Here is a 13,748-nt window from a genome sequence, read left to right as displayed (position 1 = left end):
ACGCAGCTTCGCCCTGCCCGGGGGCGAGGAGCCCACCAGGATCTGGAGTCGCGATGGGTGCCGCTGACTTCTACACCGTGCTGGGAGTCGACCGTGCCGCTACCCAGCAGGAGATCCGCCGAGCCTACCGCCGCCTCGTCCGGCAGCTCCATCCAGACGGGCCGGACCGGGACCGTGCCGACCCCGCGGAGCTGGCCAGGGTGTTCGAGGCCTACGCGGTCCTGAGCCATCCCCGCCGCCGGGAGGCCTACGACCAGGCCCTGCGCCGGGCCGAGGCGGCGCTCTGGGCCCAGTTCCCCAGGCCGACGAGGCCGGCCTGGCCCGATGAATCGTTGGACGATGCTCTCCGCGCGATGTTCCGGCGGTGGCTCCTCTGATGGCAGGCAAGGAAGGACGAACCCGTGAGCACTGGACGCGGCGCCTGGCGCCGCTACGACCACAACCTTTTCCCCGTCTTCCACGAGAGGTTCGAGGAGAAGTGGGGCCCTGGCACCGCCCCATTCTTGGACCCCAGCGTCTACGAGGCGGACCAGCCCCGCCCCCGGGCGCAGTGGATCAACGTCGACACCGGTGCGGCCGTCGCCGTCGCCCCTGTCTGGGAAGACGACCCGACGGCCCGGTCGTTCGCGGTGTTCTACCTCCCCCCGCACGGAGGAATTTGGGTCTTACGCCCACCAGGCCTCGGCACCTACGCCGAAGCCATCGCCAACGGGACACCCACCAGCGAGCACGCCGTCGCCCTCCGCAACGACTCCTTCAAGAAGGCCGTCGCCCACGCCGAGGAATTCATCTACGGCTCCGAACTCGACTAGGGCCGCAGGCCCCGACATTGCCGCACTGATCCCAACGACGCCGCACTGACCCCAACGACGACCGCCAAGCCTCGGGTGCCTTCGAGACGGGACTCCGAGTCAGTCGCGGAGTCCCGTCTCTCGTGACCGGGTGGGTCAGTCGTCGCCGCCGGGGATGACGCACGCGTCGCCGACGAAGGCTCCGGCGAAGGACGGGGCTCCGAGTGCGGCGGCGGCAGCAGGGGTCAGAGTCAGCCCGGCAGGGGTGCCGGCGCAGGCTGGGATCCTGCCGTCGATCGGCTGGACGGGGCCGAGGAGGAAGAGGTCGACCCGGCCCGGGAGGCGCTTGCCGTCCAGACGTGCCCGCGCGTCGAGCACCCCGGTGGCGAGGTTGATGTCGAAGCGTGTCACGCGCAGCTGGCCGCCGCCGACCGGGGTGAACTCGAGTCCGCCGGCATGTTCGACGACGCTGCCGTCGACGTCGGTGATGGGAAAGGTCAGCCGAGCCGTCCCGCCGGCAGTACTGAGACGTCCAGGGGCGACGGGCCGAACCTTGAGGGTATTCGTGAGAACCGGCACGAGCGAAGGGTTCAGCACCACTGTCGTAGCCCCGTGACCGGACTCGGCTGCGGGTGTTCCGGCGTCCGCGTGGGCGGCGGGGGCCAAGAGGATCGACGAGGCTAGGGCTGCTGCTGAAACTGCTGTGGCGGCGAGGCGGCGATTGCGCATTGTTCTGCTCCAGAGTTCGGGGCCCGGGCGGGCCTGACTTTCATTGGCGAGGCAGTCCCCATTTCCGATCGACGGCCGAACGACTAGAATCTCGACCATCGAGTATCTCGACTGTCGAGAAAGATTATGCTCGCGCTGTCCTGATGGGGCAACACCCTGAGGGCAGGAACCATACGGCCCGGCACGTTGGCCCCGAAGAAGGAGAGCCCATGCAGAACAGCCGAAACCTTGAGCCGGAGCCTGGCAGGCCTGTGCGCAGGCCCTCGGATGACGGGAAGGCCGCCGTCGGCGAGGTCACCCCGTCCTCGCAGGGTTTGGGTGCGCTCTTCGGCGACGCCGAGCGTACCCCGGACCCCGGACCGGTCAGAAGTCCGGGACCTGCGGACCAGGCCGCGATGGACGCCGTCGCACGCGAGTACGAAGTCGTGCGGTCCGAGGACGGGACGGACTACCTGCTTCCGCGCGAAGATAGCCCGCAAGCCGTGGAGGACCCCGCCGAGGTCGAGGGGGAGTGAACCGAGCCGCTAGCGAGCCGGCTCAGATTCGCGGCCAGCCGAACGTGTCGTTGCCCTGGCCGCCTCCTAGGAGAGGTGGCTCGGGGTGGCTGTCGGGGTCGAGGTCGCCGTAGTCTCCGCGCGACTCCCTTGTTTCCGCTGCCGCGAGCCGCCGTCGCCGGACAAGCAGGGAGGCAGCTCCCAGCGAGACAACACCCAGCGCGCAGACGATCCCGGCAGCGCCGGCCAGCAGCGTCATGCCGGCAGCCTGGCCGGTTACCAAGAGCCAGATGTCATAGCCCAGCAGCGCCGACGGCAATAGGAGGAGCCCCGCCGTCGTCATCAGGCTGTCCGAGAGGGCGAGCCTTGCAGCGCTCCCGGTCCGCCGAGATCTCGTCGAAACGCTGCGGCCATTCGGCGACCCCACCACCTTGGCCCCACGACCTCGGCTCATGCTGCCATTCCCCTCGGCTTCTTCGAGCGGCAAGAGTTCCCCCCACATCATTCGGCAACCCCTGAACGGGCCTGTCAAGCGTCCTGCACATGGCGCCCTCAGCGGATCGCTGCGGCTCCGATCAGCAACAGACACACGATGCCACCCACGATGTTCAGGGTGTTCCAGCGCGCCGACAGAGCCGCGCTCTGGGCGGCGGGATTCCGCTTCGCCTCTTCCCACGCTCGACGGAGCGAGTCTCGGTCCGGGTCGACTGCGCTGGGTGCCGGCAGCCTCTCGTCCGTCGGCGTCAGGACCTGGATCTGGCTCCGGCGCTGGAATTCGCGTCCCGCGCTGAACGACCCCCGCGGCGTCGGACCGCCCCAGCTGGTGTACCGCCTGCCGGCTGCCTCGACCGCGACCGTCATCCCGACCTTCAGATCGGACACCTGGGCAAAGGGAACCCGGTAGGTTTTCAACGGATTCACCATCGTCATGCCGTCCGCGTCCAGCACGATGCACGGCTGCCACAAGACCGCGAAGCCGACCCAGGCGGCCAGAGCCGCCCAAGCCCCGAACCGGAGCAGGCCGTCGGCGGCGCCCGTGCTGAGCAAGAGGACGACTAATGCACAGCAGGCCAACCAGATGAAGACCGCCACGACGCGGCTGGACTGTGCTCGTAGCACCCGTGGCCGATGATCCTGGCTCACGCCATCCCCCAATCGTTAGAGCGGCCAAGCGCCCCTCATGCCTCATGATTATGAAGCGACTGCTGAACGATCTGTCAAGCATCAGACCGGGGAAAACAAAGGAAGCCAGGCGTTCAGAACGCCTGGCTTCCTTCATTCATCTTGCGGTGGAGGCAAGGGGACTCGAACCCCTAACCCCCTGCTTGCAAAGCAGGTGCGCTACCAATTGCGCCATGCCCCCGCGTGCCCGCGGACCGAAGCTAGTCGACGGTGTCCGTCGTCGAGCTCCAGACCTTCTTCTGGGCTTCGGACTCCTGAATCTTCCGTACAAGAAAGGCGCCCGCGAAAGCAGCGATTGCCAGAACAATCAACTTCTTCACGAGCACCTCCACGTCGGAAATCAGGTTCCGTGGGCGTACCAGGACTTGAACCTGGGACCTCTTCGTTATCAGCGAAGCGCTCTAACCGCCTGAGCTATACGCCCCCATGTGGCCTTGGGCCGAGATAAGACTTTACAGCACCCCGGGGCCACCGGCCAAATCGGAATCAGTCGTCGGTAAGGGTCACTCCGATGCCGCCGACGAGCGCGGACGCGATGTTGTAGAGCACCGCCGTCAGCATCGAAAGCGCCGTGAGGAGCACCACGTTCACCACGGCGATGATCGTGGCGAATGAGGCGACCTGACCGAGCGACGCGACCTTCTTGAGGTCGAATCCGCCGCTCTCCGAGCCGGCCACCTCACCGAGGAGGCCGTTGATCTTGTCGAAGATGCCCGTGATGTCGAGGACCGTCCATAGGACGATCGACGCGACGACCGTCACGATGCCGAGCGCCACCGAGAGGAGGAACGCCATCTTGAGCACCGACCACGGATCGACCTTGCTCACGAGCAGGCGAGCGCGGCGCTGCTTGGCCTTCGGTGCCGGGCGCACGAGACCCTGCGTCGGCGCGCCACCGAGAGGCGGGCGCGTACCCTGACGCTGACCCTGCCGCGCAGCCCCCGAGGGCCCCACCGGGCGCTGGGCCACGGTGGGCTGGGCGCCGCGAGGCTGGCTGTTGGCGGACGACGACGGCGACACCGCCGGCCGCTGCGGGGGACGGGCCGGTGGGGTCACCTGAGGGTAGCCGCCAGGACGGCCCTCGTTCTCGGGCGTGCTCACTCGTTACCTCCGGGGTTCTCGACAGAGTCTCCGGTCAACGTTACGGCATCCGGAGTCTCAGTGCTGTGGGCCGCGGTCTCAGTACCGCCCGCGGCCGCGTCGGCTTCCACTTCCTCGACGAGCCCTCGCTCGGAGTTCCGCGCCACTGCGATGATGCGATCCCCGTCGTCAGGACGCGCGAAGATGACGCCCATGGTGTCACGGCCCGTCGCGGGAACACCCGACACCGAGGAGCGCACGACCTTGCCCCCGCCCATGACCACGAGCACCTCGTCCTCGTCGTGCACGATGAGCGCGCCGCGCAGGTGGCCTCGTCCCTCCTGGTACTTGCCGACCTTGATGCCGAGGCCTCCGCGCCCCTGGCGACGGTACTCCTCGACGGCCGTCTTCTTCGCGTACCCACCGTCGGTGACGATGAACACGAACGAATCGTCGGTCACGACATCCGCCGCGAGCAGTTCGTCGTCTTCACGGAACTTCATCCCGGTCACGCCGCTCGTCGCACGGCCCATGGGCCTCAGCGCGTCATCGTCCGCCGTGAAGCGCACGGACTGGCCCTGGCGGGAGACGAGCATGAGGTCGTCTGTCTCACTGACAAGCTGCGCGGACACGAGCTCGTCGTCCTCGCGGAGGTTGATAGCGATGACGCCGGCGGCACGATTCGTGTCGTAGTCCTCGAGCCGTGTCTTCTTCACGAGACCGCGCTTGGTCGCGAGGACCAGGTAGGGCGCCTGCTGGTAGTCGCGCAGATCGAGCACCTGGGCAATGTGCTCGTCCGGCTGGAACGCGAGCACGTTGGCCACATGCTGGCCCTTCGCGTCGCGGCCGCCCTCGGCGAGCTCGTAGGCCTTGGCCCTGTACACGCGCCCGAGGTTCGTGAAGAAGAGCAGCCAGTGGTGAGTCGTCGTGACGAAGAAGTGCTCCACGACGTCGTCGCCTCGCAGCTGTGCGCCGCGCACGCCCTTGCCGCCACGGATCTGCGCGCGGTACTGGTCGCTGCGGGTCCGCTTCACGTACCCGCCGCGCGTGATCGTGACGACCACTTCCTCCTCGGGGATGAGGTCCTCGACGCTCATCTCGCCGTCGAAGCCCGCGAGGATGCGGGTCCGGCGATCATCGCCGTACTTGTCGACGATGGTCTTGAGCTCCTCGGAGATGATCTGCCGCTGGCGCGCCGGATCGGAGAGGATCGCGTGGTACTCGGCGATCTGCGCCTCGAGCTCATCGTTGCGGTCCTGGATCTTCTGCCGCTCGAGGGCCGCGAGGCGGCGCAGCTGCATGTCCAGGATCGCGCGGGCCTGGAGCTCGTCGATGTCGAGCAGCGCGATAAGACCGTCGCGGGCCTCCTCCACCGTGGGGGAGCGGCGGATCAGCGCGATGACCTCGTCGAGCATGTCGAGTGCCTTGAGGAGGCCGCGGAGGATGTGGATCTCCTCCTCGGCCTTGCGCAGCCGGAAACGCGTCCGGCGCACGATGACGTCCATCTGGTGCGCCACCCAGTGGCGCACGAACGCATCGAGCGAAAGCGTGCGCGGTACGCCGTCCACGATCGCGAGCATGTTCGCGGCGAAGTTGTCCTGCAGCTGCGTGTGCTTGTACAGGTTGTTGAGCACGACCTTCGCCACGGCGTCCCGCTTCAGGACGATCACGAGGCGCTGACCGGTACGGCCCGAGGTCTCGTCGCGCAGATCGGCGATGCCTTGGAGCTTGCCGTCCTTCACGAGCTCGGCGATCTTGATGGCCAGGTTGTCCGGATTGGCCATGTAGGGCAGCTCGGTGACGACGAGGCAGGTGCGGCCCTGGATCTCCTCGACGTTGACCACGGCGCGCATCGTGATCGAGCCGCGGCCGGTCCGGTAGGCCTCCTCGATGCCGCGGTGGCCCAAGATCGTGGCGCCGGTGGGGAAGTCCGGACCCTTGACGAGCTTGAGCAGCTCCTCCAGCAGCTCCTCGCGGCTCGCCTCGGGATTCTCGAGGTACCACTGGACGCCGGCGGCCACCTCGCGCAGGTTGTGCGGCGGGATGTTCGTGGCCATGCCGACCGCGATGCCGGAGGACCCGTTGACCAACAGGTTCGGGAACCGCGCCGGCAGGATCGTCGGCTCCTGGTTCTTGCCGTCGTAGTTGTCCTGGAAGTCGACGGTCTCCTCGTCGATGTCCCGGACCATCTCCATTGCGAGCGGCGCCATCTTGGTCTCGGTGTACCGCGGGGCGGCGGCGCCGTCGTTGCCGGGGGAGCCGAAGTTCCCCTGGCCCAGCGCGAGCGGGTACCGCATGACCCAGTCCTGGATGAGGCGCACGAGGGCGTCGTAGATCGCCATGTCACCGTGCGGGTGATAGGTGCCCATGACGTCGCCGACCACGCGGGCGCACTTGTTGAATCCGCGATCGGGGCGGTAGCCGCCGTCGAACATCGCGTACAGGACACGGCGGTGCACGGGCTTGAGTCCGTCGCGCACGTCCGGCAGCGCGCGGCCCACGATCACGGCCATCGCGTAGTCGAGGTACGAACGCTGCATCTCGGTCTGCAGGTCCACCTGCTCGACGCGATCGATGAGGGCGCCCTCCGCGAGCGGTCCGGTGGGCATGCCGTCCGGGCCGCCGATGCCGGGATTCTCGGGGGTCTCGTCGCTCATGAATGTCTCCTCTGATTGCTCGTGGTCATCTGGCGGGTCGTGGACCCGGCGTCAGATGTCCAAGAAGCGGACGTCCTTGGCGTTCTGCTGGATGAAGTGTCGGCGGGACTCGACGTCGTCGCCCATGAGGACGGAGAACGTCTGATCGGCCGCGGCGGCGTCCTCCATCGTCACCTGGAGCAGGGTCCGATGATCGGGGTCCATGGTCGTATCCCACAGCTCGGTGTAGTCCATCTCGCCGAGACCCTTGTAGCGCTGGATCCCGTTCTCCTTCGGGAGCCGCTGGCCCTTGGCCGTGCCCGTCCGGATCGTCTCGTCCCGCTCGCGGTCGCTGTAGACGTAGTCGTGCGGGTGGTTGGACCACTTGATGCGGTACAGCGGGGGCTGCGCGAGGTACACGTAGCCGTTCTCAATGAGCGGGCGCATGTACCGGAACAGGAGCGTCATGAGCAGAGTGGTGATGTGCTGGCCGTCCACGTCGGCATCGGCCATGAGCACGATCTTGTGGTACCGCAGCTTGGCGATGTCGAAGTCCTCGCCGATTCCCGTGCCGAACGCCGTGATCATCGACTGGATCTCAGCGTTGCCGAGCGCCTTGTCAAGGCGCGCGCGCTCGACGTTGAGGATCTTGCCGCGCAGCGGGAGGATGGCCTGCGTCTTCGGGTTGCGGCCGCGCTTCGCCGAGCCGCCGGCCGAGTCGCCCTCGACGAGGTAGACCTCGCACTCCGAGGGGTCCTTCGACGAGCAGTCGGACAGCTTGCCCGGCATGCCGAACGATTCGAGCGGGCTCTTGCGACGCGCGTTGTCGCGGGCCTTGCGAGCCGCCATGCGCGCCTGGGACGCCTGGATGGCCTTGCGAATGACGTCGCGGGCCGGCCCCGGGTTCCGCTCGAGCCAGTCGCCGAGCTGATCCGTCACGACCCGCTGGACGAAGCCCTTCGCCTCGGAGTTGCCGAGCTTGGTCTTCGTCTGGCCCTCGAACTGCGGTTCCGCGAGCTTGATGCTGATGACGGCGGTGAGACCCTCGCGGATGTCGTCTCCCGTGAGGTTGTCTTCCTTCTCCTTGAGGATGCCCTTCTCGCGCGCGTAGCGGTTCACGAGCGAGGTCATGGCGGCGCGGAAGCCCTCTTCGTGTGTTCCGCCCTCGTGAGTGTTGATCGTGTTCGCGTACGTGTGGACGGACTCTGCATACGCCGTGGTCCACTGCATCGCGGTCTCGAGCGTCATGCCCCGCTCGCTGTCGGTGCTCTCGAACGCGATGACCTCCTCGTGGATCACCTCGATCCGCTTCGAGGAGTTGAGGTGCCGTACGTAGTCGAGCAGGCCTTCGTCGTACTTGTAGTCGACCGTTCGCGGCTCCGGGGCGTGCTCCGCCTCGTCGGCGAGCTCCTCCTCGTCCACCTGCGTGGTGCGCTCGTCCGTCAGCGTGATGCGCAGGCCCTTGTTGAGGAACGCCATCTGCTGGAAGCGCCCGCGGAGCGTCTCGAAGTCGAACTCGGTGCTGTCGAAGATCGCAGGGTCCGCGTAGAAGGTCTGGATCGTCCCGGTCTCCGTGGTCTCCTCGCCCTCCTCGAGGCCCCCCACGGGATGGCCGCCGTCTCGGAACGACATGCGCCACACATGGCCCTGGCGACGCACTTCAGTCTCGACCCACGTCGACAGGGCGTTGACCACGGAAATGCCGACACCGTGGAGGCCGCCCGAAACGGTGTAGCCGCCGCCACCGAACTTCCCGCCGGCGTGGAGGATCGTCATGACAACCTCGACCGTGGGCTTGCCCTCAGTCGGGTGGATGTCCACGGGGATGCCGCGCCCGTTGTCCTCGACCCGGACGCCCCCATCCTGCTGGAGCGTCACCTTGATGTGGTCGCAGAAACCGGCGAGGGCCTCGTCGACCGAGTTGTCGACAACCTCGTAGACGAGGTGGTGAAGGCCGCGAGGACCGGTCGATCCGATGTACATGCCGGGGCGTTTGCGGACTGCTTCGAGGCCCTCGAGCACCGTGATGCTGCTGGCCCCGTATTCATTGGGCGCCGTAGGTTCGGGCTTCGGCTCAGGATGGGAACCGGCGGCACCTTCTCCGTTGGACGCGTTCGCTGCGCTCTCGTCGGCCACAGGCGGTCTCGACCCCTCTTCAGTAGGCAGGCTTAACGTGTCAATTCTACCGGGTCGTCCGCCGATTCCCGGACACACGCGCCCTGAGGGTGCCTATGGGAAGGCCGCAACGGCGGATTTGGCGGCTCAGCGGACGGCCGACCAAGGGGGAGTGTGGCTCCCGGGCCGTGAGCGGCCTAGACAGCGGATTCCCGGCTTGCGACTCACGGCAGTGCAACCACGCCTACCGCCCAAGGATCGCGGCGCACGCCACATTGCCCGGTCAGCCCGCGCGCCGGCGCGGATGAAGCCCCCTTTGCCGCACACCGTCGTCGTCCGCGAGTCCTCACCCGTAGGTGTCCCGCGGGCCGCGGCCGCGCACGTGCCGCATTCCCTTGCGCCAGCTCGGCGCCGACGGCCCGAGCACGTGGAGCGAACGGACGACGTCGGGCCCCAGCTCCCGCGCGAAGCGGTCAAGGAGCGCCGTGCTCAGGAGGCGCAGCTGAGTCGCCCACGCCGTCGAGTCGCACCTCACGCGCAGCGTCGTGTCCTCGAAGCTCTCAGGCGTGCAGTGGGCTGCGACCTCTGGACCGACGAGCTCCCGCCAGCGCGCCATGACCGAGCCGACCGCCACGGGGGAGGACCAGCCGCGCTCGGCGACCATCCGGCCCATGACGCTCCCCAGTCCTTGCGGATCGCGCCCGCCGTACCCGCCGCTGCCGGGACCCCGCCGTCGCCCGCGGACGCCGCCCGCCGCGCCGGGGCCCTGAGGGACGAGCGAGCCCGTGGACCGGGTGCGGACCTCGCCCCGGGCCTCGGCGGCCTGGCGTACGCGGTTGAGCGCGGCCTGCGCCGCGTCAACTTCGTTGGGGTGTTCCGCCCGGCCATCCCCGGCCGTCGTCTCCCCGGCCATCACTCGCCCACGGCGTTGGGTGCGGAATCCGTCCCGGAGTCCGGCTGAGCATCCGCCAAAGGATCGCGCCCGCCGCCTGGCCCGGCGTCGATCCCTCCGGGGACCACGCGGATCCGCCGACCGGCGAGCTCAGACGGGATGTCGCCGTCGACCGCGGCGGTCACGATGACCTGCTCGGCGCGGGCCACAATGGCGGCCAGCCGCGCCCGCCGGGCCGTGTCCAGCTCCGCGAAGACGTCGTCGAGGATGAGGATCGGCTCGTCTCCGTCCACCGTGGAGTCGTCGAGCATGACGTAGTAGGAGGCGAGCCGCAGGGCGAGCGCGAATGACCACGTCTCGCCGTGCGAGGCGAAGCCCTTGGCGGGCGCCGGGCCGAGCAGGAGCTCGAGCTCGTCGCGGTGCGGGCCCACGAGGGAGAGGCCGCGGTCGAGCTCGGACGGGCGAGCCGCGGCGAGCGCCGAGAGGTACCGCTCGGCAATCTCTGGGACGGAGAGGCGCTCGAGCCCGCCTCCCGCGGGCGGCTCCCCAGCGGACGACGGCGACCGGTCGCTGCCGGGGGAGTGCTCACCCTCGGACCCTGATGGACCGTCCGAAGCCGGGCCAGCCGCGGCCGGGTTGTCTGGAGAGGTGCCATCCGGATCGGTGCCGTGGGCAGCTCCGTCCTCAGCTCCGGGCGGGGCGGCCGCACCGCCAGGCGCCGGCCGGCCCTCCGGGGCCGCCTGACCGTCGTCGTCCGGGACAAAGCCCTCGATCGAGGACCGGTACACGAGCCGCGCCGCCTTCGAACCGTCGGTGAGCTGCGCGTAGGCCGTCGCGACATGCGGGCGGAGGCGCTCGACGAGCTCGAGGCGCGCCGCGAGAAGCTGTGCGCCGATGGTCGCAAGGTGCTGGTCCCACACGTCGAGCGTCGAATCGACCGTGGCACCGTGGGCATCGGGAACGCGGCCGCCGCGCGATCGGGACGTGCGGGCCGACTTGAGCAGCGCGTTGCGCTGCTTGAGGACGCGCTCGTAGTCGGCCCGGGTGCCCGCGTGGCGGGGGACCAGGACGGTGAGCAGCTCGTCGAGGAAGCGGCGCCGCGCCGAAGGATCGCCCTTGACGAGGGCGAGGTCCTCCGGCGCGAACAGGACCGTCCGAGCGATGCCGAGCAGTTCGCGCGCGCGGCGTGGCGAGCCCCGGTTGATGCGGGAGCGGTTGCCCCGCCCCGGATTGATCTCGAGCTCAAGCTGCGATCGCTGCGCTCCGCGCACGAAGCCTGCTCGCACGAACGCCTGGGAGGCGCCGAACCGTACGAGCGGGGCGTCAGAGGAGACCCGGTGAGACGACAGCGTGGACATGAGACCGAGCGCCTCCACGACGTTCGTCTTGCCCACACCGTTCGGCCCCACGAGCACCAGAGGACCAGGCTCCAGCTCGAGGTCGAGCTGCGCATAGCTCCGGAAGTCGGTGAGTGAAAGCCGCTCGACGTACACCGGGAGGAACCCCGCTGGTTTCGCGCTACTTGGCGGGGCGCGTGGCGTGCCCGCCGAACTGGTGGCGCAGCGCGGAGACCATCTTCATCGCGGGGGAGCTGTCCTCGCGGGACTCGAAGCGCGCGAAGAGTGCTGCCGTGATGGCCGGGGCTGGGATCGCGTTCGCGATCGCCTCCTCGACGGTCCAGCGGCCCTCGCCCGAATCCTCGACGTAGTCGCCGATGTTCTCGAGGCCGGGATCTTCGTTGAGCGCCTTGACCAGGAGGTCCAGGAGCCACGAACGGACCACGGTGCCCTTCTGCCACGCGCGGAACGTGCCGGGGAGGTCCGTGATGATGTCCTTCGCGGCGAGGAGCTGATAGCCCTCGGCGTAAGACTGCATGAGCCCGTATTCGATGCCGTTGTGGACCATCTTGGCGTAGTGCCCCGCACCGACGCCGCCCACGTGGACGAAGCTGTCGGCGCGGTCGCCCTCGGGCCGCAGCGCGTCGAAGATCGGCATGGCGATCGCAATGTCCTCGGCCTCGCCGCCGGCCATGAGGCCGTAGCCGTTCTCGAGGCCCCACACGCCGCCGGACACGCCGCAGTCCACGAAGCGGATGCCCTTGGTGGCGAGCTGCGCGGCGTGGCGCTGGTCCTCGGTGAAGCGCGAGTTTCCGCCGTCGATCACGAGATCGCCCTCGGAGAGCTTCTCGCCGAGTTCCTCGACCACCTTGTCGGTGATCTCACCCGCAGGGACCATCACCCAGACGACGCGCGGAGACGGCAGGGCAGCGACGAGCTCGTCAATCGAAGCGACGTCGGCAACCGCAGGGTTCCGGTCGTAGCCGGTGACCTCGAGGCCGGCCTTGCGCGCGCGCTCGCGCATGTTGAAGCCCATCTTGCCGAGGCCGATCAATCCGAAGTGCATGGGTGTCCTTTCGACGTCGCTTGGTGAGCGGAAGGCGGGTTGGGGCGGCGGAGGCGACTCGGGATGTGTTCGCCCCTCGCGTGAGTTCGTCAGTTCGGGAGGCGCACGGGCATGACGAGGTAGCGGTAGTCCGCTTCGTCGTCGCCGTCCTGCTCCTTCTGGGCCGTGATCATCGCGGGCTTGGGAGCGCTCGTGAACGAGAAGCGGACGTACGGGGTCTCGATCACGCCGAGGCCCTCCACGAGGTAGTGCGGGTTGAACGCGACCGTGATGTCTTCACCCGTGAGCTGTGCCTCGAGCTCCTCGGAGGCCTGGGCGTCCTCGCCAGTGCCCGCGTCAAGCACCACGAGGCCTTCCGAGAACGCGAGCCGAACCGGCGTGTTGCGCTCGGCGACGAGCGAGACGCGGCGGACGGCCTCGACGAGGTCCTGGGTTGAGACGATCGCATGGATCGGCGTGCTGTCCGGGAACAGCGAACGGATCTTGGGGTAATCGCCGTCGACGAGGAGCGAGGTCGTCGTGCGGCCGCCGCTCTCGAAGCCGATGAGCCGCGAATCGTCCTCGGCCAGTGCGATGTTGAGTTCGCCCGATCCGCCGAGCGTCTTCGCAACCTCGTTGAGGGTCTTGGCCTTGACGAGGGCGCTGGTCGAGACGGTCGGTGTGCCGGGCTTCCACGCGATCTCGCGGAGCGCGAGCCGGTAGCGATCCGTTGCGAGGAGCGTGATGAGCTCATTTTCGAACTCCATCCGCACGCCCGTGAGGATCGGGAGCGTGTCGTCCTTGCTCGCCGCGATGATGACCTGGGAGACACCCTTCGCGAACGCGTCGCCCGAGACGGCGCCGGTGATGTTCGGAAGTTCCGGGAGTGGGGGATATTCCGCCTCGGGCATGGTGGCGAGGTGGAACGAGCTGCGGCGGCAGGTGAGCGTGACCTTGGAGCCGTCCGTCTCGACGTCGACAGGCGCGGCTGGGAGGCTGCGGCAGATGTCCGCAAGCAGGCGACCCGAGACCAGGATCGTTCCTTCGGCGCTGATCTCGGCGGGGATCTCAAGGCGAGCCGAGGTCTCGTAGTCGAAGCTGCTGAGGCTCACGACGCCGTCGTGAGCACGAAGCAGGAGACCCGAGAGGACGGGGACTGGCGGCCGTGGCGAAAGGGAACGTGCTGCCCAGCTCACTGCCTCGGTGAGGACATCCCGCTCGACTCGGAACTTCACGGAAGGGTTCCCGCCTTTCAACGATTCGTGCATCCCAGCGCGCACTGTGGACAGCTTAGCCGCAAGAGCCGGGGCGCGTTCAACGGGCCGGGGCCCTGTGGGGGCCGAGTGGAGGTCCCTCGATCGGGAGGACGGTTCCTGTTATCTAACGGATCTGAAGAATTTTGTGATTAGTGGTGTTAATAACTGCTGTGGAAACTGTGGAAAACCGC

Annotated in this window: 14 protein-coding genes and 2 tRNA genes; 3 read left to right on the top strand and 13 right to left on the bottom strand. The window is 68.2% G+C overall.

The genetic code is table 11. The features are described from left to right. The first annotated feature begins 53 nt into the window (after nucleotides 1-53). Nucleotides 54-377 (top strand): DnaJ domain-containing protein, encoded by a 324-nt coding sequence (locus tag E6A26_RS12320; RefSeq protein WP_136611492.1) that lies wholly within the window; start codon nucleotides 54-56, stop codon nucleotides 375-377. Nucleotides 378-401: 24 nt separating this feature from the next. Beyond that, the gene (locus E6A26_RS12315) at nucleotides 402-812 is read left to right on the top strand and encodes a hypothetical protein (RefSeq protein ID WP_136611491.1); all 411 of its coding nucleotides are present in this window, start codon (nucleotides 402-404) and stop codon (nucleotides 810-812) included. Between the two features lie 135 nt (nucleotides 813-947). Here E6A26_RS12315 and E6A26_RS12310 read toward each other — a convergent pair whose 3' ends face one another. Continuing rightward, nucleotides 948-1,370 (bottom strand): hypothetical protein, encoded by a 423-nt coding sequence (locus E6A26_RS12310; RefSeq protein WP_168928741.1) that lies wholly within the window; start codon nucleotides 1,368-1,370, stop codon nucleotides 948-950. A 359-nt stretch (nucleotides 1,371-1,729) separates the two neighbouring features. Between E6A26_RS12310 and E6A26_RS12305 the strand changes: the two genes are divergently transcribed. After that, nucleotides 1,730-2,035, top strand: a complete 306-nt coding sequence (locus E6A26_RS12305; protein WP_136611489.1) for a hypothetical protein — start codon at nucleotides 1,730-1,732, stop codon at nucleotides 2,033-2,035. A 22-nt stretch (nucleotides 2,036-2,057) separates the two neighbouring features. On the opposite strand, the gene E6A26_RS12300 is transcribed toward E6A26_RS12305, so the two are convergent. The 12 genes from E6A26_RS12300 to dnaN form a co-directional block, all read right to left on the bottom strand. Continuing rightward, entirely contained in the window at nucleotides 2,058-2,519 is a 462-nt protein-coding gene (locus tag E6A26_RS12300) for a hypothetical protein (RefSeq protein ID WP_136611488.1), read from the bottom strand. Between the two features lie 47 nt (nucleotides 2,520-2,566). Continuing rightward, the gene (locus E6A26_RS12295; protein WP_168928740.1) at nucleotides 2,567-3,157 is read right to left on the bottom strand and encodes a hypothetical protein; all 591 of its coding nucleotides are present in this window, start codon (nucleotides 3,155-3,157) and stop codon (nucleotides 2,567-2,569) included. 147 nt (nucleotides 3,158-3,304) lie between these two features. Further along, nucleotides 3,305-3,377 (bottom strand) — tRNA-Ala (locus tag E6A26_RS12290). A 19-nt stretch (nucleotides 3,378-3,396) separates the two neighbouring features. Continuing rightward, a complete protein-coding gene (locus tag E6A26_RS17775) occupies nucleotides 3,397-3,516 on the bottom strand; it encodes a DLW-39 family protein (protein ID WP_211129102.1) in 120 nt (39 codons plus the stop codon). Between the two features lie 30 nt (nucleotides 3,517-3,546). After that, nucleotides 3,547-3,620 (bottom strand) — tRNA-Ile (locus tag E6A26_RS12285). Nucleotides 3,621-3,682: 62 nt separating this feature from the next. Beyond that, nucleotides 3,683-4,297, bottom strand: coding sequence for a DUF3566 domain-containing protein (locus E6A26_RS12280; protein WP_234865416.1), 615 nt, complete (start codon nucleotides 4,295-4,297; stop codon nucleotides 3,683-3,685). Next, nucleotides 4,294-6,933 carry a DNA gyrase subunit A gene (gyrA, locus tag E6A26_RS12275; protein WP_136611486.1) on the bottom strand — a complete coding sequence of 880 codons (2,640 nt, stop codon included), beginning with the start codon at nucleotides 6,931-6,933 and terminating at the stop codon, nucleotides 4,294-4,296. The genes E6A26_RS12280 and gyrA overlap by 4 nt, the downstream gene beginning before the upstream one ends. Nucleotides 6,934-6,984: 51 nt before the next feature. Further along, nucleotides 6,985-9,048, bottom strand: a complete 2,064-nt coding sequence (gyrB, locus tag E6A26_RS12270; RefSeq protein ID WP_136611485.1) for a DNA topoisomerase (ATP-hydrolyzing) subunit B — start codon at nucleotides 9,046-9,048, stop codon at nucleotides 6,985-6,987. A gap of 325 nt (nucleotides 9,049-9,373) precedes the next feature. Next, entirely contained in the window at nucleotides 9,374-9,940 is a 567-nt protein-coding gene (locus E6A26_RS12265; protein WP_136611484.1) for a DUF721 domain-containing protein, read from the bottom strand. Continuing rightward, nucleotides 9,940-11,412, bottom strand: a complete 1,473-nt coding sequence (recF, locus tag E6A26_RS12260) for a DNA replication/repair protein RecF (RefSeq protein ID WP_136611483.1) — start codon at nucleotides 11,410-11,412, stop codon at nucleotides 9,940-9,942. Before recF ends, E6A26_RS12265 begins: the two co-directional genes overlap by 1 nt. Before the next feature lie 25 nt (nucleotides 11,413-11,437). Beyond that, entirely contained in the window at nucleotides 11,438-12,322 is an 885-nt protein-coding gene (gnd, locus tag E6A26_RS12255; RefSeq protein WP_136611482.1) for a phosphogluconate dehydrogenase (NAD(+)-dependent, decarboxylating), read from the bottom strand. 89 nt (nucleotides 12,323-12,411) lie between these two features. Next, nucleotides 12,412-13,536 (bottom strand): DNA polymerase III subunit beta, encoded by a 1,125-nt coding sequence (gene dnaN, locus E6A26_RS12250; protein ID WP_136611481.1) that lies wholly within the window; start codon nucleotides 13,534-13,536, stop codon nucleotides 12,412-12,414. Nucleotides 13,537-13,748 lie beyond the last annotated feature (212 nt).

Source organism: Sinomonas albida (assembly GCF_004919045.1).
Lineage (GTDB): Bacteria > Actinomycetota > Actinomycetes > Actinomycetales > Micrococcaceae > Sinomonas > Sinomonas albida.
Note: the sequence above shows the minus strand (reverse complement) of the source record. Positions and strands in the feature narration are given on the sequence as shown.

What these genes read in the sequence shown, in the direction of transcription:
- E6A26_RS12320 (WP_136611492.1), top strand. Translation starts at nt 54, where the DNA reads ATGGGTGCCGCTGACTTCTACACCGTGCTGGGAGTCGACCGTGCCGCT.
- E6A26_RS12305 (WP_136611489.1), top strand. Translation starts at nt 1,730, where the DNA reads ATGCAGAACAGCCGAAACCTTGAGCCGGAGCCTGGCAGGCCTGTGCGC.
- E6A26_RS12300 (WP_136611488.1), bottom strand. Translation starts at nt 2,519, where the DNA reads ATGATGTGGGGGGAACTCTTGCCGCTCGAAGAAGCCGAGGGGAATGGC.
- gyrA (WP_136611486.1), bottom strand. Translation starts at nt 6,933, where the DNA reads ATGAGCGACGAGACCCCCGAGAATCCCGGCATCGGCGGCCCGGACGGC.
- E6A26_RS12265 (WP_136611484.1), bottom strand. Translation starts at nt 9,940, where the DNA reads ATGGCCGGGGAGACGACGGCCGGGGATGGCCGGGCGGAACACCCCAAC.
- gnd (WP_136611482.1), bottom strand. Translation starts at nt 12,322, where the DNA reads ATGCACTTCGGATTGATCGGCCTCGGCAAGATGGGCTTCAACATGCGC.